The sequence below is a fragment of the Azospirillum himalayense genome, from assembly GCF_042657465.1.
Taxonomy (GTDB): domain Bacteria; phylum Pseudomonadota; class Alphaproteobacteria; order Azospirillales; family Azospirillaceae; genus Azospirillum; species Azospirillum himalayense.
Window position 1 is genome coordinate 46,782 of the sequence record NZ_JBHSLC010000023.1, and the last position, 24,640, is coordinate 71,421.

Below are 24,640 nucleotides of genomic sequence, written 5' to 3' on the forward strand. Positions count from 1 at the left end.
GCCTACAAAGCGCGCCTCGACGCGCCGCGGTCTCCCCCGCGGCCTCGGTGCCCAGGTAGCTCAGTTGGTAGAGCAGGGGACTGAAAATCCCCGTGTCGGCGGTTCGACTCCGTCCCTGGGCACCACTTCTTCCCTTCATGGGGTTGTGGTGTTGCAAACGCTCCGTCATCCGCGGGGCGTTTTTTGTTGTCCGCATCGCTCCACCCGACCCGACCAGCACGCGGAAGAGGTGGCGTTCCCGCCGCGGCGACCGTATCGTGCGTCGCGCAACGATCCGGCACGGATGGCGGGATGCTCGATCAGCGGACAGGCGCGTTTCTTGAAGACTTCCTGGCAAAGCCCGGCGGCGACCCGGAGCGGCTCGACCGCTTCCTGCTGCACGGCCCGTACCGCGGGCGGCGCGGCGGCAGGCCCCGGCTGAAGCTGGCCTTCCACGACTTCTGGCCGGAGTTCGACACGGGCACGAACTTCTTCATCGAGATCCTGTCCGGCCGCTTCGACCTGTCGGTGGTCGACGACGACAGCGACCTCGCCATCGTGTCGGTCTTCGGCGGGCGGCACCGCACGGCGCGCAGCCGCCGCACCCTGTTCTTCACCGGGGAGAATGTGCGCCCGCCGCTGGACGGCTTCGACATGGCGGTGTCCTTCGACCGCGTCGACGACCCGCGCCACCACCGCCTGCCGCTCTACGTCATGCACGCCTACGAGCACATGCGGGAGGGGGCGGTGCCGCATTTCTGCTCGCCGGTGCTGCCGCCGGTGCCGCCGACGCGGGCGGCCTTCGCGGAGCGCAATTTCTGCGCCTTCCTCTACAAGAACCCGAACGGGGAGCGCCGCAACCGCTTCTTCCCGGCGCTGGACGGGCGGCGGCGCGTCGATTCGGTGGGCTGGCACCTGAACAACACCGGCAGCGTCGTCAAGATGGGCTGGCTGGCGAAGATCCGCGTCTTCGAACGCTACCGCTTCGCCTTCGCCTTCGAAAACGCCAGCCACCCCGGCTATCTGACGGAAAAGATCCTGGACGTCTTCCAGGCCGGGGCGGTGCCGCTCTACTGGGGTGATCCCGATGTGGAGCGCGAGGTGGCGGCGGGTAGCTTCATCGACGTGTCGCGCTTCGCCACGGACGAGGAGGCGGTGGACCACATCCTGGCGGTGGACGGTGATTACGACGCCTATCGCGCCCACCGCGCCGTGGCGCCCTTCCTGGGGACGGAGGAGTTCCATTTCGACGCCTACCGCCTCGCCGACTGGATCGAGAGCCGGCTGTAAGGGCCGGAGGGGAGGGAGAGCGATGGCGCGGGTGCTTCTGAATTACGCGGACGGGGCCTTTCTGGCGGCGCAGAAGCGCAACGCCCGCAGCGGGTTGGAGGTCGGCGGCTTCGATTCCGTGGCCATGCTGGGCCGAAGCCACATCGATCCGGCCTTCGTCGAGCGCAACCGCTTCATCCTCGACCAGCCGCGCGGGGCGGGCTACTGGCTGTGGAAGCCCTGGGCCATCTGGACCCTGCTGCGCGACCATCTGAAGGACGGCGACGTGCTGTTCTACTGCGACAGCGGCGCCCATTTCGTGCACCGCGCCGACCCGGTGATCGACCTCTGCCGGGAGCGGCGCGACCTGCCCATTCTGCTGTTCACGTTGCAGGACGAATTCAAGAACCGCGGCTGGACCAAGCGCGACTGCTTCCATTTCATGCGGCTGGACCGGCCCGAATACACCGACGCCACCCAGATCCTGGCGAGTTTCATCATCTGCGAACGGACGCCGGAGACCATCGCCTTCGTCTCCGAATGGCTGCGCTTCGCCCAGGACGAGCGCATCCTCACCGACGCGCCAAATGAGTGCGGCAAACCCGACTATCCGGAGTTCCGCGACCACCGGCACGACCAGAGCATCCTCAGCCTGCTGGCCCGCCGTCGCGGGGTGAGCACGATCCCCGACATCTCGCAATGGGGCGACGACCGTCGCCCGCCGGAGATCCCGCGCATCCTGCTGCACACCCGCCAGCGGGACTGAGAGGGCGCATGGACCTTCCCGAAACCGCCGAACGGGCCGCCGCGCTGCACCGGCAGGCCGTCGCCGCCCAGCGCGAGGGTCGCGTGCGGGACGCCGTGGCTCTGTTCCAGCAGGCGTTGGCGCTGCACAAGGACGCCGACATCTATCTGGATTTCGGCAGCCTGCTGGCGGGTCTGTCGCAATGGGGGCCGGCGGGGGCGGTCTACTCCGCGGCGCTGAAGCTGGCGCCCGACTCGCCCGACGCCCATTACGGGCTGGCGCTGTCCCTTCACGCCCAAGGGCGCCCGGCGGAGGCTGAGCCGCATTACCGCGCCGTCCTGGCGGCCTGCCCAGGGGTGGGCGAGGTGTGGAACAATCTGGGCGTGGCGCTTCAGGATCAGGGCCGCCCCGGCGCGGCCGAAACCGCTTACCGCGAGGCGCTGCGCCACCGGCCGGAGGACGCCGGCACGTGGAAGAATCTGGCGGTCGCGCTGGACGCTCTGGGCCGGACCGCCGAGGCCGAATCCGCCTACCGCGCGGCGCTGGCGCGCAACCCGGAGCACGCGGTGTCCCTGAACAACCTCGGCGGCCTCGCTTTGGCCGCCGGGCGCCGGGACGAGGCGTGGCGGATCGGCCGCCGCATGGCGGCGCTGAACCCGGCGGACCGGCACGGCTGGATGCTGCTCGGCAACGCCGCCCACGCGGCAGGCCGCTGGGCCGAGGCGGTGCGGGCGAACGCGCTGGCGGTGCGGTTGGCGCCGGACGATCCCGCGTTGCGCCACAACCTCGCCAACGCGCTGTCCGCCGCCGGCCGGCGGGAGGAGGCGGTGGCGGAGTACCGGGCGGTTCTCGGGCTGCAGCCCGACTCGGCGACGGCGGCGGTCGATCTGGCGGTGGAACTGCTTGGCCTGCACGACACGACGGGTGCCCTGGCGGTGCTGCGCGGCGTGATCGGGCGGCATCCGGAGCATGGCGCGGCGTGGCGGATTCTCGGCCAGACGCTGACCGGCGCCTTGCGGCCAGACGCCGCGCTCGACGCGCTGCGCCGGGCGGTGGCCCTTGATCCCGGTGGACAAGCGGGGTGGGAGGACCTGGCCGCCGCGGCGACGCTGGCCGACCGGATCGCGCCCTCCATCGAGGCCCTCCGCCGCGTGCGCCGGCTCTCTCCCGCCTACAACCCGGCGCTGGCGCAGCTGGTGCAGCAGCAGAGGCACGCCTGTGACTGGCGCGACCTGCCGGCGCTGGAAAGCGACCTGATCGGGCGGCTGCGCGCCGGTGCCCTGGGCGTGCCGCCCTTCGGCCTCCTGGCGGTGGACACGACGCCGGCGGACCAGCGGGCGGCGGCGGAGCGCTGGGCACGGCAGAAGGCGCGCGGCGTTTCGGCGGTGGCACGGCCCGCCGTCCCCGGAGATCGGCGCCTGCGCATCGGTTACCTGTCCGCCGACTTCCACGAGCACGCCACCGCCTATCTGATGGCGGAGCTTCTGGAGCGGCACGACCGGACGCGCTTCGCCGTCACCGCCTACTCCACCGGCATCGACGACGGCAGCCCGATGCGCCGCCGCCTGAGCGCGGCGGTGGAGCGCTTCGTGGACCTGCGCGACCGCTCCGACCGCGACGCCGCGCAAGCCATCGCCGCCGACGGCATCGACATCCTGGTGGACCTGAAGGGCTACACGGCCTTCGCCCGCACGGCGATCCTGGCGGCGCGGCCCGCCCTGGTGCAGGTGAACTGGCTGGGCTATCCCGGCACCCTGGGGGCCGATTTCATCGACGTCATCCTGGCCGATGCGGTCACCATCCCGCCGGGCGAGGAGGGCTTCTACAGCGAGGCGGTGGTGCGGCTCCCCCATTGCTATCAGCCCAACGATCGCCACCGCGCCATCGCCGAGCGCACGCCATCGCGCACCGATTGCGGGTTGCCGGAGGACGGCTTCGTCTTCTGCTGCTTCAACAGCCCCTACAAGCTGACGCCCGTTGTGTTCGACGTCTGGACGCGGCTGCTGTGCGCCGTGCCGGGGAGTGTTTTGTGGCTTTATGCCGGCAACCCGCTGGTGGCCGGCAACCTGCGGCGCGAGGCGGCGGCCCGCGGAGTGGCGCCGGAACGCCTCGTCTTCGCGCCGCCGCGTCCCCTGGCGGAGCATCTGGCGCGGCACCGGCTGGCCGACCTGTTCCTCGACACGCTGCCCTACAACGCCCACACCACGGCCAGCGACGCGCTGTGGGCCGGACTTCCGGTGGTGACCTGCCGTGGTGCTACCTTCGCCGGGCGGGTGGCGGCCAGCCTGCTCGACACGGTGGGGCTGCCGGAACTGGTGACGGACTCGTTGGCGGCCTACGCGGCGCTTGCCCTGGACCTCGCCGGCGACCCGCAGCGGCTGGCCGGGCTGAAGGCGCGCTTGGCATTGGCGAGGACGGCCGGCCCGCTGTTCGACGGCGACCGCTTCGCCCGCGATCTGGAGGACGCCTATCGGGCCATCTGGAGGCAATTCACAGCGGCAGGAGACGCGCGATGACGACCATGGACCGGCGGCTTCACATCGTCGTGCCCTACCGCGACCGCGCGGCCCATCTGCGGGACTTCGTGCCGCGGGTCGGCGCTTACTTCGCAACGCTCGCCGATCCCATCGATTACCGCGTCACCATCGTCGAGCAGGAGGCCGGGCTGCCCTTCAACCGGGGCGCCATCAAGAATGTCGGCTTCCTGCTGGGGGAGGCGGAGAGCGGCTACACCTGCCTGCACGACATCGACTATCTGCCCGTCGACGCCGACTACTCCTGGGTCGACCGGCCGACCCCCATCCTGTCCTTCGGGGCGGAACAGCGGCCGGTGGCGCCGGGTCGCTCGGACCAGACGGTGACCACCGACCTGGAGAGCACGATGGGCGGCGTGCTGCTGATGCCCAACGACGTGTTTCGGCGCATCGACGGCTATTCCAACGCCTATTGGGGCTGGGGCTACGAGGATTTCGACCTGTCGCTGCGCATCCGCTCCCGCCGCATCCCGACCGCGCGGCGGCCCGGCCGGTTCGAGCCGCTCGACCACGACAACGAGGGCTTCAACCCCGACGCCTCGGCCTCGCCCATCTCGCGGGTCAACAAGCGGGTGTTCCAGGCGAACTGGGCCGGCGGGACGATCCCGGAGGAGGACGGCCTGTCCAGCCTCTCCTTCGACGTCCTCGACCGCCGCCCTTGCGACGGCGTCGTTCCCGGCGCCGAGAGGCGGTGGGAGATCGTGCGCGTCCGCCTGACCATGGCGCCGCTGCCCGGCCAGCTGGCGGCCTTCAAGGCACGCTGAAGCTGTTACCTTTCGGGACACCCGCGCATCTGCGGGAAGACACCGGCGCGTTCCAATGCGTATAGTGCGCCGCTTTCAGCGGCTCTTGGCCCGCAGGACGAACACCCGCGAAACGACGAAGCGGAATGGACATGACCAGCCACGAAGACGTCTTCGACGCGCCGGAGACGCGGCAGCCGACCATCCTGGCGGTGTACAATCAGAAGGGCGGCGTCGGCAAGACGACCACCTCGGTGAACCTCGCCCTGGCGCTGGCCGCGCTGGGCAAGAGCGTGGTCCTGATCGACTTCGACCCGCAGAGCAGCGCCACCAGCAATTTCCTGCTGCGGGAGAAGGCGCGCGTCGGCATCAACGACCTGCTGAGCCAGGACACCTTCGTCGAGGACGCCATCACCCCGACCAGCTTCGACGGGCTGTCGATGATCGTCGGGGCGCGCAAGCTTTATTCGCTGGAACACGCGCTGGACGCCCGCGGCGGGTCGCAGCGCGGCTTGCGCAAGGCGCTGCATTTCTCGCGCAACCCGCCGGATTACGTGGTGATCGACTGCCCGCCGGCGCTCGGCCATCTGGCGGCCGGCGCGCTGGCGGCGTCGGACCGGCTGGTGCTTCCGGTCTTCCCGGGGCGCTACGCGCTGGACGGGCTGAAGCGCACCCTGTCGGTGGTCGAGCACATCCAGAAGGGCATGAACCCCAACCTGTCGGTGGCCGGCATTCTGATGCTGTCGATCACCAACGACGAGGTCGGGCGCGAATCGCTGACCCTGCTGCGCTCCGAATTTCCGGAACTGATGTTCCGCACGGCGATCCCTTACGACGTGGACGTCGTGAAGGCAACCTACCGCCGGATGCCAGCCGCGATCTTCAGCCCGGAGGGGCGGACGACGACCCGCTTCCTGGCGCTGGGCTGGGAGATCGTCCACGGCCGCGGCTCCTCCCCGACCGACGAGCAGCTGAAGCCGGCGCAGGACCGCATCCGCGCGTGGCACGCCGACACCGACTCCTCCTACAGCGCGCGCCGCGCGGCGGCGCCGGACGAGGGCGACGACTCCACGGGCGGCGGCAACGGGCGCGGCGCTGGAGCGGAGGCGCCGAAGGGTGGCGGCGGCCGGGCGCTGGTCGCGGCGGCGGTCGGGCTGATCGTCGGATTCGCGCTGGGCGCTCTGTTCGGCCAGCCGCTTCTGGGCGGCGTCCTGGCCGGCCTGGGGGGGTGATCTCTCGGCGGGTAGGCTACAGCACCGCCTTGCGGGCGGAGAGCAGGATGCTGGTCTCGGTGGAGGCGATGCCGGCGATCTGCCGGACGCGGCGCAGCGTGTCGTCGAAGGCCTCCAGCGACTCCGTTTCGATTTCAGCGACGACGTCCCAGCGCCCGTTGGTCGTGTAGACCGTCCGCACCTCCGGGAAGCCGTGCAGGCGGGCGATGACCGTCTCGGCGGCGCGGCCTTCCACCTCGATCATCGTGATCGCCCGGACCATGGCGGGCCGAAGATCCTTGCGCAGCAGCACCGTGAAGCCGGCGATGATCCCGCTTTCGATCAGGCGGTCGATGCGCGCGCGAACCGTCGCGCGCGACACCTTCAGCACGGCGGCGAGGCTGGCGACGGGCTGGCGCGCGTCGGCGCGCAGCAGGGCCAGAAGGCGGTGGTCCAGATCGTCCATGCGGTCTGATAAACCGCGGCGGGCAACCTGTCAAAAACCGTCTCCGTTCGTTGTCTCCGCAGCCGTCGGTGGCGTCATTGACCGACAAACCGGACAAACAGGGCTCTTGCGGCGATCAGGCAGACCGGAAGCAGCAGGAGCAGGCCCGCGAACCCGAGCATCCGCCGCCACTTGGCGAAGCGGGCCGGAAAGGGAAGGGTCAGGATGAGCAGCAGCGGCGCGATCGGCAGGAAATAGCGGCCCTGGACACCGTCGATCACCGGTGCGCCAACCGCGGTCCAGGTGAGATACTGCGCCAGGAAGACCCCACCGGTGCTCAGGACAAGGGCCAGTCCGACGAGCGCCAGATCGGCGGTCGTTCGATTGGCCGGCGGTGGCGCTGCCGCGAAGGTCGCCATCAGCGAGACCATGGCAAACCGGTAGCCCCATCGCGGGAGCGAGATGCTCAGCCATCCCAGAATACCGATAAACCCGGCCGTATAGGATGTCAGATTCGCCAGCAAGGTGTTCAGTGTGAGATGCCACACGAAGGTCGGATTGCGAACGAGAAACAGGAGCTGATCGGTGGTGGACACGACCTTGTCGTTGAGCGGGTATACCTTTACCCGCACCGGTTCGGTCATCACCAGCCAACCGGCGAAAGCGGCCAGAACGAACAGAGTGCACAGCACCATGGGGAGCCGGACGGTGAACCGGCGACCGCCGCCGTGCGACCACAGGGCGGGCATCCACAGCAGGGGGAGAAGGGCGAGGTAAGGAAGGCGGGCCAGGGCCAGGATGGTGATGCAGGCCGTTGCGGCGTAGGGCAGCCAGAGGCCGCGCCCCGGCTCCCGGTCGAAGGACCGGGCGACCACCGCCGCAAGCAGAGCGCCGAGGCCCAGCAGGATGCCGTCCTGAGACGTCGATGCGATCAGGAACACGCTCATCGGCAGGAGAAGCAGCGACAGGATGAAGCCGGACGCCGCCGTTGTCCGGAGCATGACGACGGCGGTCACCGCCAGAATCGATGCCGTCAATGCGGCAAAGGTGCGTGCCAGAACGTAGCTGTCCATCACGGACAGGCCCAAGGCCTTTCCAATCGCCAGGGCCGCCGCCTGAGGAGCGTAGGCAAAGGGCGCATACTGGACGGTGTTGCGGAAATCGGCATTGACCTTCTGCTCTTTCCAGCCGATGGCCCGCACCGCTTCATAAAGGTTCGGGTCGACCGGGGGAGCACCGCCTGGAATGTACGGGTCGAACCGGTTCAACAGTTCAAAAAGCCCAACGTCGACACCGCCACCGCTTGCGACGTCGTTTATCTTTTTTCCGACAATCTCCCCCTGCGAAATCTGGTAGGCGCGGAAAAGGTGAGCCGGCTCGTCGGGGGCCTGGAACGGCGGGGTAAGATATGAGAATACAATAATGAATCCGAGAAATAGAAAAACGAAACACCCAGTGATCGTCTTGTTGCTTGGCGGTTTTATGGAATCCGTGATGCCATTAATGGTTGTGGACAGCATTTTCATGCCTTTTGCGTTGTTCTGCTAGATGACTGTAATGAATGGAGGCAAGGAGAAGCCTTTGCGTAGGCTATACACCGAAACAGGCCAGAGTAGCATTAATTTTCTTATCGTTTTCTGCCGGTGGCGCCTGCAGTCGGCAGGCGTGCGGACGACCTGCCGTCGGTGTGGGGGAGGTTCGCCACTTTGACAGGTTCAGCATGTCAATGTGATCAAGCATCTGCCGAATCTTACCATTTTTCCGTCTTTTTGTCGCCCGCACCAATCCCGATACTTGGAAGGAATGCGCCTTGGCGTAGCAAAGCTAAGAGAGACGAAGCATGGTGTCACAGGCGTCGGCGGATCGGGACGATCAGCGCTTCGTGGAGATCATCGGTGTTCCCATCGAGGCGGGGGCCGGCCATCCGGGCGCCCTGATGGGGCCAGCGGCGCTGCGCACGGCGGGGCTGGTCCGCGCCCTGCGCGATCTCGGGCACGAGGTCCGCGACCTTGGTGACCTGACTCCCAATCCCTGGAGCGAGGACGACGCCGCCACGGCCCGTCTGGCGGAGATCACCGCCTGGTCGCGGGCGCTGGCCGACCGCTCCTACGCCATGATGCAGGGCGGGGGCGTGCCGGTGTTCCTGGGCGGCGACCACAGCCTGTCCATGGGCTCGGTCACCGGGGTGGCCCGCCATTGCCGGGAGGCCGGCACGCCGCTGTTCGTGCTGTGGCTGGACGCGCACGGCGACTTCAACACCCCCCACACCTCGCCGTCGGGCAACATGCACGGGATGCCGGTGGCCCTGCTGTGCGGGGAGGACGGCTTCGACGACGTCTTCCCGCCGGAGCAGCGGGCCACGGTGAACCCGGCGCACGTCCATCTGTTCGGCATCCGCTCTCTCGACCCCGGCGAGCGGCGCCTGCTGCGCGCCCGCGGGGTGGACGTGGTGGACATGCGGCTGATCGACGAGCACGGGGTCGGTGTCCACATGCGCCGCATCATCGAGCGGGTGCGGCAGGCCGGCGGTCATCTGCACGTCAGCCTGGACGTGGATTTCCTCGACCCCGCCATCGCCCCCGCGGTGGGAACGGCGGTGCTGGGCGGGGCGACCTACCGCGAGGCGCACCTCATCATGGAGATGCTGCACGACGCGGGCGTCGTCGGCTCGCTGGACGTGGTGGAGCTGAACCCCTTCCTGGACGAGCGGGGCAAGAGCGCGCTGCTGCTCGTCGATCTGGTGGCGAGCCTGTTCGGGCGCCGCATCATCGACCCCGCCGTCACCCAGTCGCAGATCGGCGGCCAAGCCGTTTGAAAGACGACCGTCTGAAGAAGAAACAACCCCCGGAGAGAACGCCATGCTTCAGCACGCCGCCGACCTGATCGGGACCGAACACCGCCTGGGCGCCCACAATTACAAGCCGCTGGACGTCGTGCTGGCGCGCGGCGAGGGCGTCTATGTCTGGGACACCGAGGGCAACCGCTATCTCGACTGCCTGTCGGCCTATTCCGCCGTCAACCAGGGCCATTGCCACCCGAAGATTTTGGAAGCGATGGTGCAACAGGCGTCGAAGCTGACCCTGACCTCCCGCGCCTTCCGCAACGACCAGTTGGCGCTGTTCTACGAGGAGCTGGCGGCGCTGACCGGCTCCCACAAGATCCTGCCGATGAACAGCGGGGCGGAGGCGGTGGAATCGGCGATCAAGACGGTGCGCAAGTGGGGCTACGAGGTGCGCGGCGTGCCGGAGAACCAGGCGGAGATCATCGTCTGCTCGGACAATTTTCACGGCCGCACCATCACCATCGTCAGCTTCAGCACCGACCCGGACGCCCGCGGCGGCTTCGGCCCCTTCACGCCGGGCTTCCGCACCGTGCCCTTCGGCGACGCGGCGGCGCTGGAGGCGGCGCTGACCCCCAACACGGTGGCCGTCCTGCTGGAGCCGATACAGGGCGAGGCCGGGGTGGTCATCCCGCCCGCCGGCTATCTGCGCCGGGTCCGCGACCTGTGCACGGAGCGCAACGTCGTGATGATCCTGGACGAGATCCAGACCGGGCTGGGCCGCACCGGCAAGCTGCTGGCCGAGGAGCATGAGGGGGTGGAGGCCGACGTCACCCTGATCGGCAAGGCGCTGTCCGGCGGCTTCTACCCGGTGTCGGCGGTGCTGTCGAACTCCGAGGTGCTGGGCGTACTGAAGCCCGGCCAGCACGGCAGCACCTTCGGCGGCAACCCGCTGGCCTGCGCCGTCGCCCGCGCCGCCATGCGGGTGCTGGTGGAGGAGGGCATGATCGACAACGCCGCCGTCCAGGGCGCCTATTTCCTGGAGCAGCTCGGCGCCATCCGCAGCAACGTGATCCGCGAGGCGCGGGGGCGCGGCCTGATGCTGGCGGTGGAGCTTCACCCGGAGGCGGGTGGGGCGCGCCGCTATTGCGAGGCGCTGCGGGCGCGCGGCGTCCTGGCGAAGGACACCCACGACCACACCATCCGCATCGCCCCGCCGCTGGTCATCACCCGCGAGCAGGTCGATTGGGCGCTGGAGCAGTTCGACGCCGTTCTGACGGGAACCGCCGCTCCGTAAAAGGCCAGGGTCATCGCATTCGCCCTTTCTAACCCTTTCCCCTCCGGGGAGAGGGTGACCCGGAGGGCCGGTGAGGGGGTTGCGCTTGTGCCGGACGTACCGCCAAGCGCAACCCCCTCACCCTAACCCTCTCCCCGCTTTCGGCGGACCAAAGGTCCGCCTGTCGCGTCAGCGCAAACTGTGTTTGCGCGTGAGCAGGGGGGAGAGGGGATTTTAACGAACAGCCCAGCGCAAAAGGCGCTTGCGGCCCGCCCCGGCCTTCGCCACGGTGGGGGCGGGCTTCCCATCCATCCAGCAGCGATCCGCCATGCACAGCGCCATCATCGACCTCCCGTCCGCCACCCCCGGCACCCGGCGGACCCTGACCGTCCAGCGCTTCGGCACGGCGGGCGCGCGGCCCTGCGCCTACATCCAGGCGTCGCTGCACGCCGACGAGATCCCGGCGATGCTGGTGGCCGACAAGCTGCGCCGCATCCTGACCAAGCTGGAGGCCGAGGGGCGGATCGCCGGCGAGGTGATCCTCGTCCCGGTCGCCAACCCGGTGGGTCTGGGCCAGTCGCTGATGGACCATCACCTCGGCCGCTTCGACCAGGACGACGGCAAGAACTTCAACCGCGACTACCCGCACCTGACCGAGGCGGTGGCCGAGCGCGTGGCCGACCGGCTGACCGACGACGGCGAGGCCAACAAGGCCGCCATCCGCGCCGCCCTGGCCGAATCGCTGGCCGAACGCACCCCGCGCACCGAGACGGAGCACATGAAGCACCGTCTTCTGGCTCTGGCGCTTCAGGCCGATTGGGTGCTGGACCTGCATTGCGACCTGGAAGCGGTGATGCACCTCTACACCCTGACCCCCTCGGCGGAGGCCTTTGCCCCGTTGCAGCGGCTGCTGGGCGCGCGGGCGGTCTTCCTGGCCGAGGAATCCGGCGGCGACCCCTTCGACGAGGCGGTCAGCCGCCCCTGGAACGAGCTTGCCAAGCGCTGGCCCGACCACCCGATCCCCTTCGGCTGCCATTCCGTGACCGTGGAACTGCGCGGGCAAGCCGACGTGGAGCACGCCCAGGGCGAAGCGGACGCCCAGGCCATCGCCGGCTTCCTCACCCATGCCGGCGTCCTGTCCGGCGAGCCGCCGGCCCTGCCGGAGCCGCTGTGCGCCCCGACCCCGCTGGAATCCTCCGAACCGCTGACCGCCCCGGTGGGCGGCGTGGTGGTCTTCCATCACAAGGCGGGCGACCGCGTGGAGGCCGGCGCCGTGGTCGCCGACATCCTCGACCCGCTGACCGGCGAGGTGACCCCGGTGCGCAGCGAGTCGGCGGGCGTGCTCTACGCCCACAGCGCGACCCGCTTCACCCTGGCGGGCAAGCGGATCGCCAAGGTGGCGGGGACGACGCTGCGGCGTACGGGGCCGTTGCTGAGCGCGTGATACAGCCGGACGATGATTGCGTCCGTTATTGTCCAACCGTGACATCCGGCAGATCAATGCGTTGGCACGGATCGAGAGGGCTATGTCGGCAGCGCCTTGCAGGGGGCCGGCATGAGGTGGCAGCCTTGCCCATGCTCGCTCTCTCAATCCGTGTCACCAAGCCGATCCGGATTTGATTTTAGCAAGGATCTTTTCGTTTTCTTTCGCGTGATTGTTCACGTCCGCTTCGGCCAACATCTTGATGGCGGATTCGAATTTTTCCGATTTGAAGCCAAGCTCGTTTAGCCGCTGTCCAGCTTGGCGTTCTTCGTCACTCTGCACGTAGCGCTCATCGCCAGCGTTCATAAAATACGGAGTGCTAACATTTCCAAAAGATCTTTTGGCGGCTTCGAATTCCGCAGAGCCCTCGGCATTCTTGCCGAAGATTTCGCTTTGCATTTGCTGCATCGCGGCGATTTCCTGAGCGCCGGTCATGCCGCTGTTTTTGATCGCGCTGCGCCGCGCGGCGGTCTGACTCATCTGCTCTGCCGAAATGTCAAGCGGGCCAGGCGTTCCGGATGCACGGCCTGAGAGGGATTCGACGGCATCAGATGCCTTCCCCCAGAATGTGTTGGCGCGTTGTTGCTTCAAATGACTGGACAGAGCAAGTCCCAGGTCCCGCGCGTTCATCGCTCCGGAGGAAACCAAGTTTCCAAGTTTGCTCCGATCCTCGGTTGAAAGCTGTGAGAAGACTTTAAGGGAGTCTCCCTTCAACTCCGAGGCGAGAGGGCTGAGGACAACCGAGTCCTGTTGAGAGCCGGCGCGGCTGGAGGCCTGAGCGCCATCGCTTTTCGTCGATGCAGCGCCGGGCGGGGGCGTGGCCGGGATTGTCTTTGCTGCGCTGGCGGCTCCCGATAAATCGGAGACAATCATATCGATCTCCTTCGTCTGCGAAATTGCCAAATGGCGTTTCGGGGGGGCGTCTCTTCGATATCTAAGTATTAGATTTCGAATGATCGCGTCGTCTGCCTTGTATGTTCTCATTGCGCTGTTAATAAAAACTTAAAATGATCGACTACTGTATTATTCTAATGATTTGAATTATAAGCAATGCAAACGTATTAATCAAAATATGTTGCCGGTTTATAATTTTTGTGGGATAGGTGCGTTGCTGTATTATTTGTCTATAACTATGATGATGGGGGCTGTTATGGGTGTTTATGTTCTTCCGTCTACGCAGTACAACTGGAGCGCAACCAACGTTAGTGAGTCGTGGTCTGTGTACGGAAATAATCTTGATAACTATATTATTGGCGGTAATCTTGGCGATTACATTGACAGTGGTGCCGGAAATGACAAGATAGACGGCAATCCCGGTAACGATACGCTCAATGGTGGCACCGGCAACGATACACTGCTTGGCTGGACCGGCGATGACAATCTCATCGGGGGCAGTGGCGAGGATTGGCTTGAAGGGGAGGCCGGCAACGACACGCTCAACGGTGGCGCCTCGGGATTTCGTGATGTTCTCCTCGGTGGCGACGGAAATGATACATACATTCACTATTACAACGATACCGGACTCTCTTGGATCGCTGACAGCAGTGGGTCAAGTGACAGGATCGTAATCAACGATGTTTCATCCATCTACGATCTCCGTTTCGCTTTGGATTCGAGCAATGCCAACAACTTGGTTATATACACCGATGCGGACGCGGTTAACGGTATCGGCGATGGCGTGGTGATTCAGGATTACTTTAGCGGCGGCGGGCATGGCGCTGGAGAAGTCGAGTATATTCAGGTGGGCAGCTACACCACTTCCCTCTGGGGCTTCCTCGGTCTGCCGTAAGCTTGGTATGCATTTGTGGTCGAAGAAACTGGCGAAGGGAATACTCGCCAGTTTCTTTGAGTTGATCCGAACGCCCGAACGTGTTTGACAAGCATACCAACCAACCGGTATGTTTCCGCCCATGCCGAGACCCGCCAAACATAACCCCGAACGCGGCGATGCCCGCACCCGGCTTCTCGAAGCGGCGCGGGACGTCATCCGGGCCAAGGGCTTCGCGGCGACCTCCGTCGATGATCTGTGCAAGGCGGCGGGGGTCACCAAGGGCGCGTTCTTCCACCATTTCGAAACCAAGGAAGCGCTCGGCGTCGCCGCCGCCGCCTATTGGGCGGAAACCACCTCGGCTTTCTTCGCGAACGCGCCGTACCACCGGCTCGACGATCCGCTCGACCGCCTGTTCGGCTATGTCGACTTCCGCAAGGCGATCATCGACGGCGACCCCGCCGAGTTCACCTGCCTCGTCGGGACTATGACGCAGGAGGTCTACGGGTCGCACCCGGCGATCCGCGACGCCTGCGCCGCCAGCATCTTCGGCCACGCGGCGACGCTGGAGCCGGACATCGCGGCGGCCATGACGGCACGCGGCATCGAGGCCGACTGGACCCCGGCGAGCCTCGCGCGGCACACCCAGGCCGTGCTCCAGGGCGCCTTCATCCTCGCCAAGGCGACGGGCGGGCGCGAGGAGGCGCTGGAGAGCGTCGATCACCTGAAACGCTACCTCACGCTGCTCTTTTCACAGCCCCATTCGAAAGGGAATCCCCATGACGGAAGGTGAGCGCGACCTCGTTCTGACCCGCAGCCTCGACGCGCCGCGCGGCGCGCTGTGGCGCTGCTGGACCGAACCCGAGCTGCTGAAACAGTGGTTCTGCCCCAAGCCCTGGTTCGTGTCCGAGGCACGGATGGACCTGCGGCCGGGCGGCGAGTTCTTCACGCTGATGAACGGCCCGAACGGCGAATCCTTCGGCGAGCCCGGCGTCTTCCTCGACGTGGAGGAGGGGCGGCGTCTGGTCTTCACCGACGCCTTCCGCCCCGGCTGGCGGCCGTCGGGCCGGGCCTTCATGACCGCCGACGTGCGCTTCGAGGACGCGGGCGACGGCCGGACCCTCTACACCGCGCGCGCCATGCACTGGAGCGCCGAGGCGCGCGACGAGCATGAGAAAATGGGCTTCCACGAAGGCTGGGGCAAAGCGACCGATCAGCTCGAAGCCCTCGCCAAGACGCTTTGACTCAGAAACAAACGAACCGGGAGGAAACGAAACCATGGAACCGACGATCTACCTGTTCTTCAACGGGACCTGCCTGGAGGCGATGACCCACTACGCCGAGATCCTCGGTGGCGAGGTCGTCTACGTGTTCCGCAACAGCGATGCCCCGGATGCGGACAGCCGCATGCCCGGCGGCGATCACCTCGTGATGAACATGATGGTGAAGCTGGGGGCGACCACGGTGATGGCGTCCGACTCGCCGGATAGCATGTACAGCAAGCCGCAGGGCTTCCGGGTGCAGATCGCCCCGCCGTCGCTCGCCGAGTTCGACCGCATCTTTGCCGTGCTGGCGAAGGACGCCCGCGCCGTTGAGATGCCGCCGGGCGAGACCTTCTGGGCCGAGCGCTTCGCCATGTTTACCGACCGCTTCGGCACGCCCTGGATGCTGAATTACGAGGGCGCGAAGAACGCGGGCGCGGCGACCTGACGGCGGGGCAAGGCATTCAAACAAAAGGGAGGAAGGACATGGCCTACATCGACGGGTTCGTTATCGCGGTTCCGACGGCCAACAAGCAGGCCTTCATCGACCACGCGAACAAGATCGACGTTCTGTTCAAGGAGCTTGGCGCTACGCGCGTCATCGAATGCTGGGGCGACGACGTGCCCAACGGCAAGCTCACCGATTTCCGCCGGGCCGTGCAGGCGACGGAGGACGAGACGGTCGCCTTCTCCTGGATCGAATGGCCGGACAAGGCGACGCGGGACGCCGGGATGGGGCGGATCGAGGAGCTGATGAAGACCGACGAGCGGTTCAGCCCGGAGAAAAACCCGATGCCCTTCGACGGCAAGCGGATGATCTTCGGCGGCTTCACGCCGGTCGTCGAGGTGTGAGCGGGCGCGTCAGGAGCCGGTGAGCACGCCGGCTTCACTGTTTGAAAGACCGAGGTCCGCGGCGGCGCTGCGCATCAGCGCCACCGCGTCCCGGTCCCTCATGCGCCGGTATCCCGCCTCGGCCAGCGCCTCCCGCCGCGCACCGTCGGCGACCAGCGCGCAGGCGGCCTCGACCAGCCCGTCGTAGGGGGCGAAGGCCATGGCGTCCAGCAGGTCGGGGTCGATCTCGGTGCCGGGGTGGCGCTCGGCCAGCACAGCCTTGCGGTTCGACAGCAGGTGCGAGACGCGGACGATCTCGAAGATGCCCGCCTCGTAATAATGCAGGTTCAGCACCAGCTTGGCGTCGGCGACGAAGCCGTCGCGCAGCGCCCCGTAATAATGCTGGAGGCTGACCACGGTCAGGCCGCGCTCGCCCAGCGCGTCGAGGATCGCGCGGCGGCGCGGGTTCACGGCGCCGTAGAACAGCACGTCGATGCCGGGGGAGGGGCTGTTCGGGATGCGGGTCATCTCGTCGGCGTGCCCGATGGGAACGAGGCGCGCCCGGATGCCCCGGCCGGCCAGATCGGCGATGTTGCGCGGGCTGTAGTCCCACACCCGGCAGCGGCGCAGCAGATCCAGGTAATGGGCGTTGCGCGGGTGGAGCGTGGCGATCTGCTCCAGATTGTAGAGGATGGTGCCGCTGGGCAGCCGGTCGCCTTCCTCTGGCGTCAGGTCGTGGCCGCCCAGGACGATGGCGCGGCGTCGGCGGCCGACGCTGTTCCACACGATCTCCGCGTCGATGCCCAGGCGGCGCAGCGCGAAACGCAGGGTTTCCGCGACCTCGGCGAAGACGCTGGCCCCGGCGTCGGCCAGCCCGTTCTTCTTGATGATGACGATGTCGATCCCGCCGGCCATGCGCTCGCCCCTCCGCCCCGCACCCTCATCCTAAAGCGCGGACGGGCGGGCGCACAAAAAGAAACCCTCCTTCCCTTGCGGGAAGGAGGGCGTGCAGTCTGGGGACTTCACTGAAAAATCGGGGCTGAAAAATCAGGACTGAAAAATCAGGCCGAAACCAGCTCCTCCAGGGAGCGCTCGATGATGTCCAGGCCCTCGTCCACCAGCGCGTCCGACGCGGTCAGCGGAACCAGGATGCGGATCACGTTGCCGTAGGTGCCGCAGGACAGCAGGACGAGGCCCTTTTCCGCCGCCTTGGCGACCAGCGCCTTGGTCAGCTCCGGCGCCGGCTCCTTGGTGCCGCGGTCCTTCACCAGCTCCATGGCGATCATCCCACCCAGGTTGCGCACGTCGCCGATCACCGACAGCGTGTTGCGCTGGGCCATGGTGCGGAAGCGGCCGGCGATGCGCTCGCCCAGGTCGTTGGAGCGCTGGATCAGCTTCTCCTCCTCGATGACGTCCAGAACGGCCAGAGCCGCGGTGGTCGCCAGCGGGCTGCCGGCGTAGGTGCCGCCGATGCCGCCGGGGATCGGGGCGTCCATGATCGCCGCCTTGCCGGTGACCGCCGACAGCGGGAAGCCGCCGGCCAGGCTCTTCGCCATGGTCATCAGGTCGGGCTCGACGCCGGAATGCTCGATGGCGAACATCTTGCCGGTGCGGGCGAAGCCGGTCTGGATCTCGTCGATGATCAGCAGGATGCCGTTGTCGTCGCAGACCTTGCGCAGGGCCTGCAGGAACTCCGGCGGGGCGATGTTGAAGCCGCCCTCGCCCTGCACCGGCTCCACGATGATCGCGGCGACGCGGGTGGCGTCGACGTCCGACTTGAACAGCTGCTCCAGCGCCTTCAGGCTGTCCTGGACGCTGACCCCACGGTAGGCGTTGGGGAAGGGCGCGTGGTAGACCTCGGCCGGGAAGGGGCCGAAGCCGACCTTGTAGGGCACGACCTTGCCGGTCAGAGCCATAGCCAGCAGCGTGCGGCCGTGGAAGGCGCCGGAGAAGGCGATCACGCCCGGACGGCCCGTGTGGGCGCGGGCGATCTTCACCGCGTTCTCGACGGCTTCCGCACCCGTGGTGAAGAAGGCGGTCTTCTTCGGCGTGGAACCTGGAACCAGCGCGTTCAGCCGCTCCGCCAGGGTCACGAAGGACTCGTAGGGCGTGACCATCGCGCAGGTGTGGGTAAAGCGGTCGAGCTGGGCCTTCACCGCCTCGATGATCTTCGGATGGCGGTGGCCGGTGTTCAGAACCGCGATGCCGCCGGCGAAGTCGATGAAGCGGTTGCCCTCGACGTCCCACAGCTCGGCGTTCTCGGCGCGGTCGACATAGACCGGCATGGCGTTGGCGAGGCCGCGCGGAACGGCGGCGTTGCGACGATCCTGGAAGGACTGGTTGCTCATCTCAAACCCCCGATTGGAAAGATGGCGTCAGGCGCCCAGGCCGACGCACAGGTACTTGATCTCCAGGAAGTCCTCCACACCGTACTTGGAGCCTTCCCGCCCGATGCCCGACTGCTTGATGCCGCCGAACGGCGCGACCTCGGTCGACAGGATGCCTTCGTTGATGCCGACCATCCCGTATTCGAGCTGCTCGGCGACGCGCCACACCCGGCCGATGTCCCGGCTGTAGAAATAGGCCGCCAGACCGAACTCGGTGTCGTTCGCCATGCGGATGGCGTCGGCCTCCGTCTCGAACTTGAACAGCGGGGCCACCGGGCCGAAGATCTCCTCGCGGGCCACGCGCATCTCGGTGGTGACGCCGGTCAGGATCGTCGGCTCGAAGAAGGTGCCGCCCATCGCGTGCCGCTTGCCGCCGAGCGCGACCTTGGCGCCCTTGGCCAGCGCGTCGCCCATCAGCTCCTCGACCTTCTCGACGGCCTGCCCGTTGATCATCGGGCCCTGGGTGATCCCGGCCTCCATGCCGTTGCCGACGCGGATCTGCTTCACCGCCTCGGCCAGCTTGGCGGCGAAGGCGTCGTAGACGCCGGCCTGGACCAGCAGGCGGTTGGCGCAGACGCAGGTCTGGCCGGAGTTGCGGTACTTGGACGCCAGGGCGCCCTTAACCGCCTCGTCCAGGTCGGCGTCGTCGAACACGATGAAGGGCGCGTTGCCGCCCAGCTCCAGCGACACCTTCTTCACCGTGTCGGCGGATTGGCGCATCAGGATCTTGCCGACCTCGGTCGAGCCGGTGAAGGACAGCTTGCGCACGATCGGGCTGGCGGTCAGCTCGCCGCCGATGGCGACCGGGTCGGACCCGGTGACGATGTTAAACACCCCGGCCGGGACGCCCGCGCGCTCGGCCAGCTCGGCCAGCGCCAGGGCGGACAGCGGGGTGTCCTCCGCCGGCTTGACGACGATGGTGCAGCCGGCGGCCAGCGCCGGGCCGACCTTGCGGGTGATCATCGCGTTGGGGAAGTTCCAGGGGGTGATCGCCGCGACGACGCCGATCGGCTCCTTCAGGACGACGATGCGCTTGTTGCCGGCGAAGCTGGGGATCACGTCGCCGTAGACCCGCTTGCCCTCCTCGGCGAACCACTCGATGAAGCTGGCGCCGTAGGCGACCTCGCCGCGGGCTTCGGCCAGCGGCTTGCCCTGCTCCAGGGTCATCAGGACGGCCAGATCCTCCTGCGCCGCCATGATCAGCTCGAACCAGCGGCGCAGGATGGCCGCGCGCTCCTTCGCGGTCTTGGCGCGCCAGGCGGGCAGGGCGGCGTCGGCGGCGTTGATGGCCTGCCGCGTCTCTTCCGCGCCGACGTCGGCGACCTGGGCCAGTTCCTCGCCCGTCGCCGGGTTGGTCACCGCGAAGGTCTTGCCGGAGAAGGCGTCGCGCCACGCGCCGTTCACATAGGCTTGTGTCCGAAGAAGGCTCTGGTCGTTCAGCGACAGCATGGGAATCAGCCTCGATTTGCGGTGTGAAGGGAGCGTACCCATGTTTAATAAATTAAACAACCCTAATCGGGTGTTGAGTTTTTGATGACGCACACACGCGAATCCGGTATGCCTTCCGGTCAGGAGCGAGGAACCGATCCATGGATGTGGACGCTGTCGATTTCAACGTGGGCGCGCGCCTGAAGCAGGTTCGGGAAGCGCACGCCCTGTCCCAGCGCCAGTTGGCGCAACGGGCGGGCGTGACCAACGGCACCATCTCGCTGATCGAACAGAACCGGTGCAGCCCGTCCGTCTCCTCGCTGCGCAAGGTGCTCCAGGGCATTCCGATGACCCTGGCGGAGTTCTTCTCCTCCGACGACCTGCCGCCGCGCGAGCAGATCTTCTTCAAGGGCGGCGATCTGGTAGAATTGACCGGGCTGGTGAAGAGCCGGGTCGGCTCCATCTCCTTCCGGCAGGTGGGCGACCTGCGCGGCCGCAACCTCCAGGTGCTGCACGAGAAGTACGCCCCCGGCGCCGACACCGGCGGCCGCACCATGCTCCAGCACGAATCGGAGGAGGGCGGCATCGTCATCAAGGGCCGGATCGAGCTGACGGTCGGCGACCGCAAGGAGATCCTCGGCCCCGGCGACGCCTATCTCTTCGACAGCCGCATCCCGCACCGCTTCCGCAACCTCGGCGACGAGGAATGCGAAATCATCAGCGCCTGCACCCCGCCGTACCTGTAAAAACGAATCGACGACCTCTACAGCAGCTTGATCGCCGCCGCCGCAAGCCCGACCAGGGCCGTGATCGCGGTCAATTGCCACGCCATCATCTTGCCGAACCAGATTTTCAGGTCGCGTTCCAGGATCTGCGCGTCGTTGCGGAGTTCGTTGCGCAGATAGGCGATGTCGGATTTCGTGGCGATGTCCTGCCCGGTGGCGTCGGCGAAGGCTTCCGCCGCGGCGCGGGCCTGATCGGGTGTGAAGCCGCCGGCTTGCAGCTTCGTCGCGAACTTCAGCGTGTCGAACGGCACGGCGGACATCGGAGCCTCGCATATCACCTTCACCGCTCATGATATGGCCTGGACCGTCCGAATTCCAGGTGTGGAACGCCGCAGGCGGCGTTCCACAGGGACAAGTCAGCGCAGGTTGCCCTTCAGCCGCTCGTTGCGGCGGCGCAGAGCCTCCAGCGTGGCGAGCAGGATGACCGAGATGGTCGTCAGGATCACCGCCGCCGCCGTGATGGTCGGGCTGATGTTCTCGCGGATGCCGCTGAACATCTCGCGGGGCAGGGTGCGTTGCTCCGGACCGGCCATGAAGAGCACCACCACCACCTCGTCGAAGCTGGTGGCGAAGGCGAACAGGGCGCCCGAGGCCAGACCCGGCAGGATCAGCGGCAGGATCACCCGGCGGAAGGCGTAGATCGGCGAGGCCCCGAGCGAGGCCGCGGCCCGCGCCAGATTCATGTCGAAGCTCTGCAGCGTCGCGCTGACCGTGATGACCACGAAGGGCGTGGACAGCGCCGTGTGCGCCAGGATCAGCCCGGCGTAGCTGCCGGTCAGGCCCAGCGGCGCGAAGAAGAAGTACAGGCCGACCGCGGTGATGACACCCGGAACGACGACCGGCGACAGCACGATGGCGAGCACCAGCGGCTTGAACTTGCTCTTCCACTGGGCGAGGCCGAGCGACGCCAGCGTGCCCAGCACCATCGACAGGATGGTCGAGGCCACCCCGATGATGACGCTGTTCTTCAGCGACGACACCCAGCGCGGGGAGTTCAGGAAGTCCTCGTACCAGCGCAGGGAGAGGCCCGGCAGCGGGTAGGTCAGGTAGGAGCCGGAGCTGAAGGACAGCGGCATGATCGCCAGGATCGGCGCCATCAGGAAGACCAGCACCAGCGAGGCGACGACCACCGTGGTGATCCAGGCGACGCGCTGGCTGGCCGTGCGGGGGGCGTGATTGTCGCTCAATTCTTCATCCCTCCCGTGACCTGCTGGCCGTGGACCAGCTTTCCATAGACGACGGCCAGCAGCAGCGTGGCGAGCAGAAGCACCGCGCCCAGTGCCGAGGCCAGACCCCAATTGACGGTTTCCGTCGTGTAGAAGGCGATGAAGTAGCTGATCATCTGGTCGGCAGCACCACCCACCAGGGCCGGCGTGATGTAGTAGCCGATGGCCAGGATGAAGACGAGCAGGCTGCCCGCCCCGATGCCGGGCACGGTCTGCGGCAGGTAGATGCGCAGGAAGGCGGTGACCGGCGAGGCGCCGAGCGACGCCGCGGCCCGCATGTAGGCCGGGGAAATCGAGCGCATGCTGCTGTAGAGCGGCAGGATCATGAAGGGCAGCAGCACGTGCGTCATCGCCACATAGACGCCGAAGCGGTTGTAGATCAGCCGCAGCGGCTCGTCGATCAGGCCGATCCAGCGCAGGCTGTCGTTGACGATGCCCTCGCTCTGCAGCACGACGATCCAGGCGCAGGTGCGCACCAGAAGCGAGGTCCAGAAGGGCAGCAGCACGAAGATCATCAGCACGTTCGACTGGCCCGTGGGCAGCGTCGCCAGCATGTAGGCGACCGGGAAGCCCAGGATCAGGCAGAGGACCGTCACGCCCAGGCTGATGGTGAAGGTGCGCCCGAAGACGTCGCGGTAGATCGCCTGCTCCTCGGGGGCGGCGACGATGGCGCCGTCCAGGTTGCGGGTCAGGTCGACCGCGCCCAGCAGGTAGAAGCTGGTGAGCGGCCCGCTGGCCCCCTTGATCGCCGCCCAGGTGGCGCGTTCGCCCCAGGCCGGGTTGATGCCGATCAGCGTGTCCTTGGCGGTGCCGGGTTCCGGCAGGGCCTTCAGGTTGCGCGCCGTGCCCGACATGATGGTGCGGAAGCCGTTCAGGGCGTAGTTCAGCCGCTTGGACGCAATGGCGATGGTGCCGGCCTCGCGGGCCGTCCGGATGTCGCCCGCCAGCGCGGCGAAGGCCGGTTCGCCCGGAACGTCCTTGCCGTCCCAGTCGGCCAGGGCCGCGACGGTGTGGGGCAGGACCTGACGCACCTCCCAGTCGTCGACCGACCGCCAGAGCATGCCGGCGATGGGACCGAGGAAGGTGAAGAGCAGGAAGAGGAGGAGCGGCAGGATCAGCGCCAGGGCCTTGAGCCGGCGCGTCCGCTCCGCCCGTTTCAGGCGGCGCTTGAGAGGCACCTCGGACGACGCATCGGCGCCGGCGACGAACGCGGCTGTCATGGGCGGCCTATTTCGAAAATGCGGTAGAGACGTGTGCGGGGTGGTCGAGGTGGGCCCCCACCCTAACCCTCCCCCGCTGACGCAGGGGAGGGGACCAATCTCCCTCCCCTGCGAAGCGGGGGAGGGCCGGGGTGGGGGCCCGTCGCAACCACTCAGAGACTGAGGCGGCTTACTTCGCCGCCCACTTGTTGAAGCGCTCGGTCAGGCGGTCGATGTTCTCCAGCCAGAAGGGAACGCTGATCTCGACCGCGTTCTTCATGTTCTCCGGAGCGGTCGGCAGGTCCGTCAGAACCGCCGGGGCCAGCTTGGACGGGGCGTCCTTGTTGGAGGTGCCGTAGGCGATGTTCTCGGACAGCTTGGCCTGGTTCTCCGCCTTGCCGACGAAGTCGAGGAACTTGTAGGCGGCGTCCTTGTTCGGGCTGCCCTTCAGGATCACCCAGCTGTCGATGGTGTAGAGCGCGCCGTTCCACACCATGCCGAAGTTCTTCTTCTCGGCCTTGTTGGCGGCGTCGATGCGGCCGTTGTAGACCGAGGTCATCGCCACCTCGCCCGAGGCCAGCAGCTGCGGCGGCTGGGCGCCGGCCTTCCACCAGACGATGTCGTTCTTGATGGTGTCGAGCTTCTTGAAGGCGCGCTCCAGGCCCTCTTCGGTGCCCAGGACCTTGTAGACGTCCTTCGGCGCGACGCCGTCGGCCATCAGGGCGATCTCAAGGGTGGTCTTGGCGCCCTGGCGCAGGCCGCGCTTGCCCGGATACTTGGTGGTGTCGAAGAAGTCGGCCCAGCTCTTCGGCGCGTCCTTCAGCTTGTCCTTGTCGTAGCCGAGCACGAAGTCGTACACGATCGCGCCGACGCCGCAGGCATCGACGGTCTGCGGCAGGTAGGCCTGCTCGCCGCCGATCCTGTTGAACTCCATCGTCTCGAACAGGCCCTCTTCGCAACCGACGGCCAGTTCCTCGCTCTCCACCTGGACGACGTCCCAGGTCGCCGCACCGCCCTGGACCTTGGCGCGCAGCACGCCGATGCCGCCGTCCCAGGACTCGTCGTTCATCGGGGTGCCGGCCTTCTTGAACGGCTCGAAATAGACCTTCTTCTGGGCTTCCTGATAGGCGCCGCCCCAGGACACGACCGTCAGGTCGCGGGCCTGCGCGGCGGTGGCCAGCGCCACACCGGCGGTGAACGTCGCAAGGAACCCAACTGCCACCTTAAGCTTCGACATCGTCCCCGTTCCTTCATTATGTGTGGTTGCGTCAGGAGGTTTTGCGCGCCCCC

General features: G+C 67.1%; 24 protein-coding genes and 1 tRNA gene. 15 read left to right on the forward strand and 10 right to left on the reverse strand.

Features of this window, described 5'->3' with window-relative positions:
* The first annotated feature begins 49 nt into the window (after window positions 1-49).
* From ACFPMG_RS14270 to ACFPMG_RS14295, 6 genes are all read left to right on the forward strand, one after another.
* Window positions 50-125 (forward strand) — tRNA-Phe (locus ACFPMG_RS14270).
* A gap of 166 nt (window positions 126-291) precedes the next feature.
* Window positions 292-1,269, forward strand: a complete 978-nt coding sequence (locus tag ACFPMG_RS14275) for a glycosyltransferase family 10 domain-containing protein (RefSeq protein WP_376995756.1) — start codon at window positions 292-294, stop codon at window positions 1,267-1,269.
* Between the two features lie 22 nt (window positions 1,270-1,291).
* Window positions 1,292-2,014, forward strand: a complete 723-nt coding sequence (locus ACFPMG_RS14280; RefSeq protein ID WP_376995757.1) for a hypothetical protein — start codon at window positions 1,292-1,294, stop codon at window positions 2,012-2,014.
* Between the two features lie 8 nt (window positions 2,015-2,022).
* Window positions 2,023-4,509 (forward strand): tetratricopeptide repeat protein, encoded by a 2,487-nt coding sequence (locus ACFPMG_RS14285; RefSeq protein WP_376995758.1) that lies wholly within the window; start codon window positions 2,023-2,025, stop codon window positions 4,507-4,509.
* The gene (locus ACFPMG_RS14290; RefSeq protein WP_376995759.1) at window positions 4,506-5,291 is read left to right on the forward strand and encodes a galactosyltransferase-related protein; all 786 of its coding nucleotides are present in this window, start codon (window positions 4,506-4,508) and stop codon (window positions 5,289-5,291) included. The genes ACFPMG_RS14285 and ACFPMG_RS14290 overlap by 4 nt, the downstream gene beginning before the upstream one ends.
* Window positions 5,292-5,422: 131 nt before the next feature.
* On the forward strand, window positions 5,423-6,502 hold the full coding sequence (locus ACFPMG_RS14295; protein WP_376995760.1) for a ParA family protein: 1,080 nt from the start codon (window positions 5,423-5,425) through the stop codon (window positions 6,500-6,502).
* A gap of 16 nt (window positions 6,503-6,518) precedes the next feature.
* On the opposite strand, the gene ACFPMG_RS14300 is transcribed toward ACFPMG_RS14295, so the two are convergent.
* Complete coding sequence (locus ACFPMG_RS14300; protein WP_376995761.1) at window positions 6,519-6,947, reverse strand: Lrp/AsnC family transcriptional regulator; 429 nt, start codon at window positions 6,945-6,947, stop codon at window positions 6,519-6,521.
* Between the two features lie 74 nt (window positions 6,948-7,021).
* Complete coding sequence (locus ACFPMG_RS14305) at window positions 7,022-8,452, reverse strand: DUF2142 domain-containing protein (RefSeq protein ID WP_376995762.1); 1,431 nt, start codon at window positions 8,450-8,452, stop codon at window positions 7,022-7,024.
* Window positions 8,453-8,766: 314 nt separating this feature from the next.
* On the opposite strand from ACFPMG_RS14305, the gene rocF reads away from it, so the two are divergent.
* From rocF to ACFPMG_RS14320, 3 genes are all read left to right on the forward strand, one after another.
* A complete protein-coding gene (rocF, locus tag ACFPMG_RS14310) occupies window positions 8,767-9,741 on the forward strand; it encodes an arginase (RefSeq protein ID WP_376995763.1) in 975 nt (324 codons plus the stop codon).
* Window positions 9,742-9,784: 43 nt separating this feature from the next.
* The gene (gene rocD / locus ACFPMG_RS14315; RefSeq protein ID WP_376995764.1) at window positions 9,785-11,002 is read left to right on the forward strand and encodes an ornithine--oxo-acid transaminase; all 1,218 of its coding nucleotides are present in this window, start codon (window positions 9,785-9,787) and stop codon (window positions 11,000-11,002) included.
* Between the two features lie 241 nt (window positions 11,003-11,243).
* Window positions 11,244-12,425: a M14 family metallopeptidase gene (locus tag ACFPMG_RS14320; protein WP_376995765.1), complete on the forward strand. Its 1,182-nt coding sequence runs from the start codon at window positions 11,244-11,246 to the stop codon at window positions 12,423-12,425.
* Window positions 12,426-12,578: 153 nt separating this feature from the next.
* Here ACFPMG_RS14320 and ACFPMG_RS14325 read toward each other — a convergent pair whose 3' ends face one another.
* A complete protein-coding gene (locus ACFPMG_RS14325) occupies window positions 12,579-13,337 on the reverse strand; it encodes a hypothetical protein (protein WP_376995766.1) in 759 nt (252 codons plus the stop codon).
* Window positions 13,338-13,572: 235 nt separating this feature from the next.
* Between ACFPMG_RS14325 and ACFPMG_RS14330 the strand changes: the two genes are divergently transcribed.
* From ACFPMG_RS14330 to ACFPMG_RS14350, 5 genes are all read left to right on the forward strand, one after another.
* Window positions 13,573-14,253: a calcium-binding protein gene (locus tag ACFPMG_RS14330; RefSeq protein WP_376995767.1), complete on the forward strand. Its 681-nt coding sequence runs from the start codon at window positions 13,573-13,575 to the stop codon at window positions 14,251-14,253.
* Window positions 14,254-14,374: 121 nt separating this feature from the next.
* Entirely contained in the window at window positions 14,375-15,025 is a 651-nt protein-coding gene (locus ACFPMG_RS14335; RefSeq protein WP_376995768.1) for a TetR/AcrR family transcriptional regulator, read from the forward strand.
* Window positions 15,012-15,476 (forward strand): SRPBCC family protein, encoded by a 465-nt coding sequence (locus ACFPMG_RS14340; protein ID WP_145689923.1) that lies wholly within the window; start codon window positions 15,012-15,014, stop codon window positions 15,474-15,476. The genes ACFPMG_RS14335 and ACFPMG_RS14340 overlap by 14 nt, the downstream gene beginning before the upstream one ends.
* A 34-nt stretch (window positions 15,477-15,510) precedes the next feature.
* Complete coding sequence (locus ACFPMG_RS14345; protein WP_376995769.1) at window positions 15,511-15,942, forward strand: VOC family protein; 432 nt, start codon at window positions 15,511-15,513, stop codon at window positions 15,940-15,942.
* A 38-nt stretch (window positions 15,943-15,980) separates the two neighbouring features.
* Window positions 15,981-16,346 (forward strand): DUF1428 domain-containing protein, encoded by a 366-nt coding sequence (locus tag ACFPMG_RS14350; RefSeq protein ID WP_145689925.1) that lies wholly within the window; start codon window positions 15,981-15,983, stop codon window positions 16,344-16,346.
* A gap of 9 nt (window positions 16,347-16,355) precedes the next feature.
* Here the strand turns inward: ACFPMG_RS14350 and ACFPMG_RS14355 are convergent, their stop codons facing one another.
* From ACFPMG_RS14355 to gabD, 3 genes are all read right to left on the reverse strand, one after another.
* Window positions 16,356-17,240 (reverse strand): CgeB family protein, encoded by an 885-nt coding sequence (locus ACFPMG_RS14355; RefSeq protein WP_376995770.1) that lies wholly within the window; start codon window positions 17,238-17,240, stop codon window positions 16,356-16,358.
* Window positions 17,241-17,386: 146 nt separating this feature from the next.
* Window positions 17,387-18,673, reverse strand: a complete 1,287-nt coding sequence (gene gabT / locus ACFPMG_RS14360; protein WP_376995771.1) for a 4-aminobutyrate--2-oxoglutarate transaminase — start codon at window positions 18,671-18,673, stop codon at window positions 17,387-17,389.
* 27 nt (window positions 18,674-18,700) lie between these two features.
* Complete coding sequence (gabD, locus tag ACFPMG_RS14365) at window positions 18,701-20,161, reverse strand: NADP-dependent succinate-semialdehyde dehydrogenase (protein ID WP_376995772.1); 1,461 nt, start codon at window positions 20,159-20,161, stop codon at window positions 18,701-18,703.
* Window positions 20,162-20,301: 140 nt separating this feature from the next.
* Between gabD and ACFPMG_RS14370 the strand changes: the two genes are divergently transcribed.
* Window positions 20,302-20,886, forward strand: a complete 585-nt coding sequence (locus ACFPMG_RS14370; RefSeq protein WP_014198218.1) for a cupin domain-containing protein — start codon at window positions 20,302-20,304, stop codon at window positions 20,884-20,886.
* Window positions 20,887-20,903: 17 nt separating this feature from the next.
* Here ACFPMG_RS14370 and ACFPMG_RS14375 read toward each other — a convergent pair whose 3' ends face one another.
* From ACFPMG_RS14375 to ACFPMG_RS14390, 4 genes are all read right to left on the reverse strand, one after another.
* A complete protein-coding gene (locus ACFPMG_RS14375) occupies window positions 20,904-21,185 on the reverse strand; it encodes a CCDC90 family protein (RefSeq protein ID WP_376995773.1) in 282 nt (93 codons plus the stop codon).
* A gap of 96 nt (window positions 21,186-21,281) precedes the next feature.
* Complete coding sequence (locus ACFPMG_RS14380; protein WP_014198219.1) at window positions 21,282-22,112, reverse strand: ABC transporter permease; 831 nt, start codon at window positions 22,110-22,112, stop codon at window positions 21,282-21,284.
* The gene (locus ACFPMG_RS14385; protein WP_376995774.1) at window positions 22,109-23,371 is read right to left on the reverse strand and encodes an ABC transporter permease; all 1,263 of its coding nucleotides are present in this window, start codon (window positions 23,369-23,371) and stop codon (window positions 22,109-22,111) included. The genes ACFPMG_RS14380 and ACFPMG_RS14385 overlap by 4 nt, the downstream gene beginning before the upstream one ends.
* A gap of 169 nt (window positions 23,372-23,540) precedes the next feature.
* Entirely contained in the window at window positions 23,541-24,587 is a 1,047-nt protein-coding gene (locus ACFPMG_RS14390; protein ID WP_376995775.1) for an ABC transporter substrate-binding protein, read from the reverse strand.
* Between the last annotated feature and the right edge of the window lie 53 nt (window positions 24,588-24,640).

Excerpts from the sequence above, each read along its gene's own strand:
- ACFPMG_RS14275 (WP_376995756.1), top strand. The coding sequence starts at position 292 with ATGCTCGATCAGCGGACAGGCGCGTTTCTTGAAGACTTCCTGGCAAAG.
- ACFPMG_RS14280 (WP_376995757.1), top strand. The coding sequence starts at position 1,292 with ATGGCGCGGGTGCTTCTGAATTACGCGGACGGGGCCTTTCTGGCGGCG.
- ACFPMG_RS14285 (WP_376995758.1), top strand. The coding sequence starts at position 2,023 with ATGGACCTTCCCGAAACCGCCGAACGGGCCGCCGCGCTGCACCGGCAG.
- ACFPMG_RS14290 (WP_376995759.1), top strand. The coding sequence starts at position 4,506 with ATGACGACCATGGACCGGCGGCTTCACATCGTCGTGCCCTACCGCGAC.
- ACFPMG_RS14295 (WP_376995760.1), top strand. The coding sequence starts at position 5,423 with ATGACCAGCCACGAAGACGTCTTCGACGCGCCGGAGACGCGGCAGCCG.
- ACFPMG_RS14300 (WP_376995761.1), bottom strand. The coding sequence starts at position 6,947 with ATGGACGATCTGGACCACCGCCTTCTGGCCCTGCTGCGCGCCGACGCG.
- ACFPMG_RS14305 (WP_376995762.1), bottom strand. The coding sequence starts at position 8,452 with ATGAAAATGCTGTCCACAACCATTAATGGCATCACGGATTCCATAAAA.
- rocF (WP_376995763.1), top strand. The coding sequence starts at position 8,767 with ATGGTGTCACAGGCGTCGGCGGATCGGGACGATCAGCGCTTCGTGGAG.
- rocD (WP_376995764.1), top strand. The coding sequence starts at position 9,785 with ATGCTTCAGCACGCCGCCGACCTGATCGGGACCGAACACCGCCTGGGC.
- ACFPMG_RS14325 (WP_376995766.1), bottom strand. The coding sequence starts at position 13,337 with ATGATTGTCTCCGATTTATCGGGAGCCGCCAGCGCAGCAAAGACAATC.
- ACFPMG_RS14335 (WP_376995768.1), top strand. The coding sequence starts at position 14,375 with ATGCCGAGACCCGCCAAACATAACCCCGAACGCGGCGATGCCCGCACC.
- ACFPMG_RS14340 (WP_145689923.1), top strand. The coding sequence starts at position 15,012 with ATGACGGAAGGTGAGCGCGACCTCGTTCTGACCCGCAGCCTCGACGCG.
- ACFPMG_RS14345 (WP_376995769.1), top strand. The coding sequence starts at position 15,511 with ATGGAACCGACGATCTACCTGTTCTTCAACGGGACCTGCCTGGAGGCG.
- ACFPMG_RS14350 (WP_145689925.1), top strand. The coding sequence starts at position 15,981 with ATGGCCTACATCGACGGGTTCGTTATCGCGGTTCCGACGGCCAACAAG.
- ACFPMG_RS14355 (WP_376995770.1), bottom strand. The coding sequence starts at position 17,240 with ATGGCCGGCGGGATCGACATCGTCATCATCAAGAAGAACGGGCTGGCC.
- gabT (WP_376995771.1), bottom strand. The coding sequence starts at position 18,673 with ATGAGCAACCAGTCCTTCCAGGATCGTCGCAACGCCGCCGTTCCGCGC.
- gabD (WP_376995772.1), bottom strand. The coding sequence starts at position 20,161 with ATGCTGTCGCTGAACGACCAGAGCCTTCTTCGGACACAAGCCTATGTG.
- ACFPMG_RS14370 (WP_014198218.1), top strand. The coding sequence starts at position 20,302 with ATGGATGTGGACGCTGTCGATTTCAACGTGGGCGCGCGCCTGAAGCAG.
- ACFPMG_RS14375 (WP_376995773.1), bottom strand. The coding sequence starts at position 21,185 with ATGTCCGCCGTGCCGTTCGACACGCTGAAGTTCGCGACGAAGCTGCAA.
- ACFPMG_RS14385 (WP_376995774.1), bottom strand. The coding sequence starts at position 23,371 with ATGACAGCCGCGTTCGTCGCCGGCGCCGATGCGTCGTCCGAGGTGCCT.
- ACFPMG_RS14390 (WP_376995775.1), bottom strand. The coding sequence starts at position 24,587 with ATGTCGAAGCTTAAGGTGGCAGTTGGGTTCCTTGCGACGTTCACCGCC.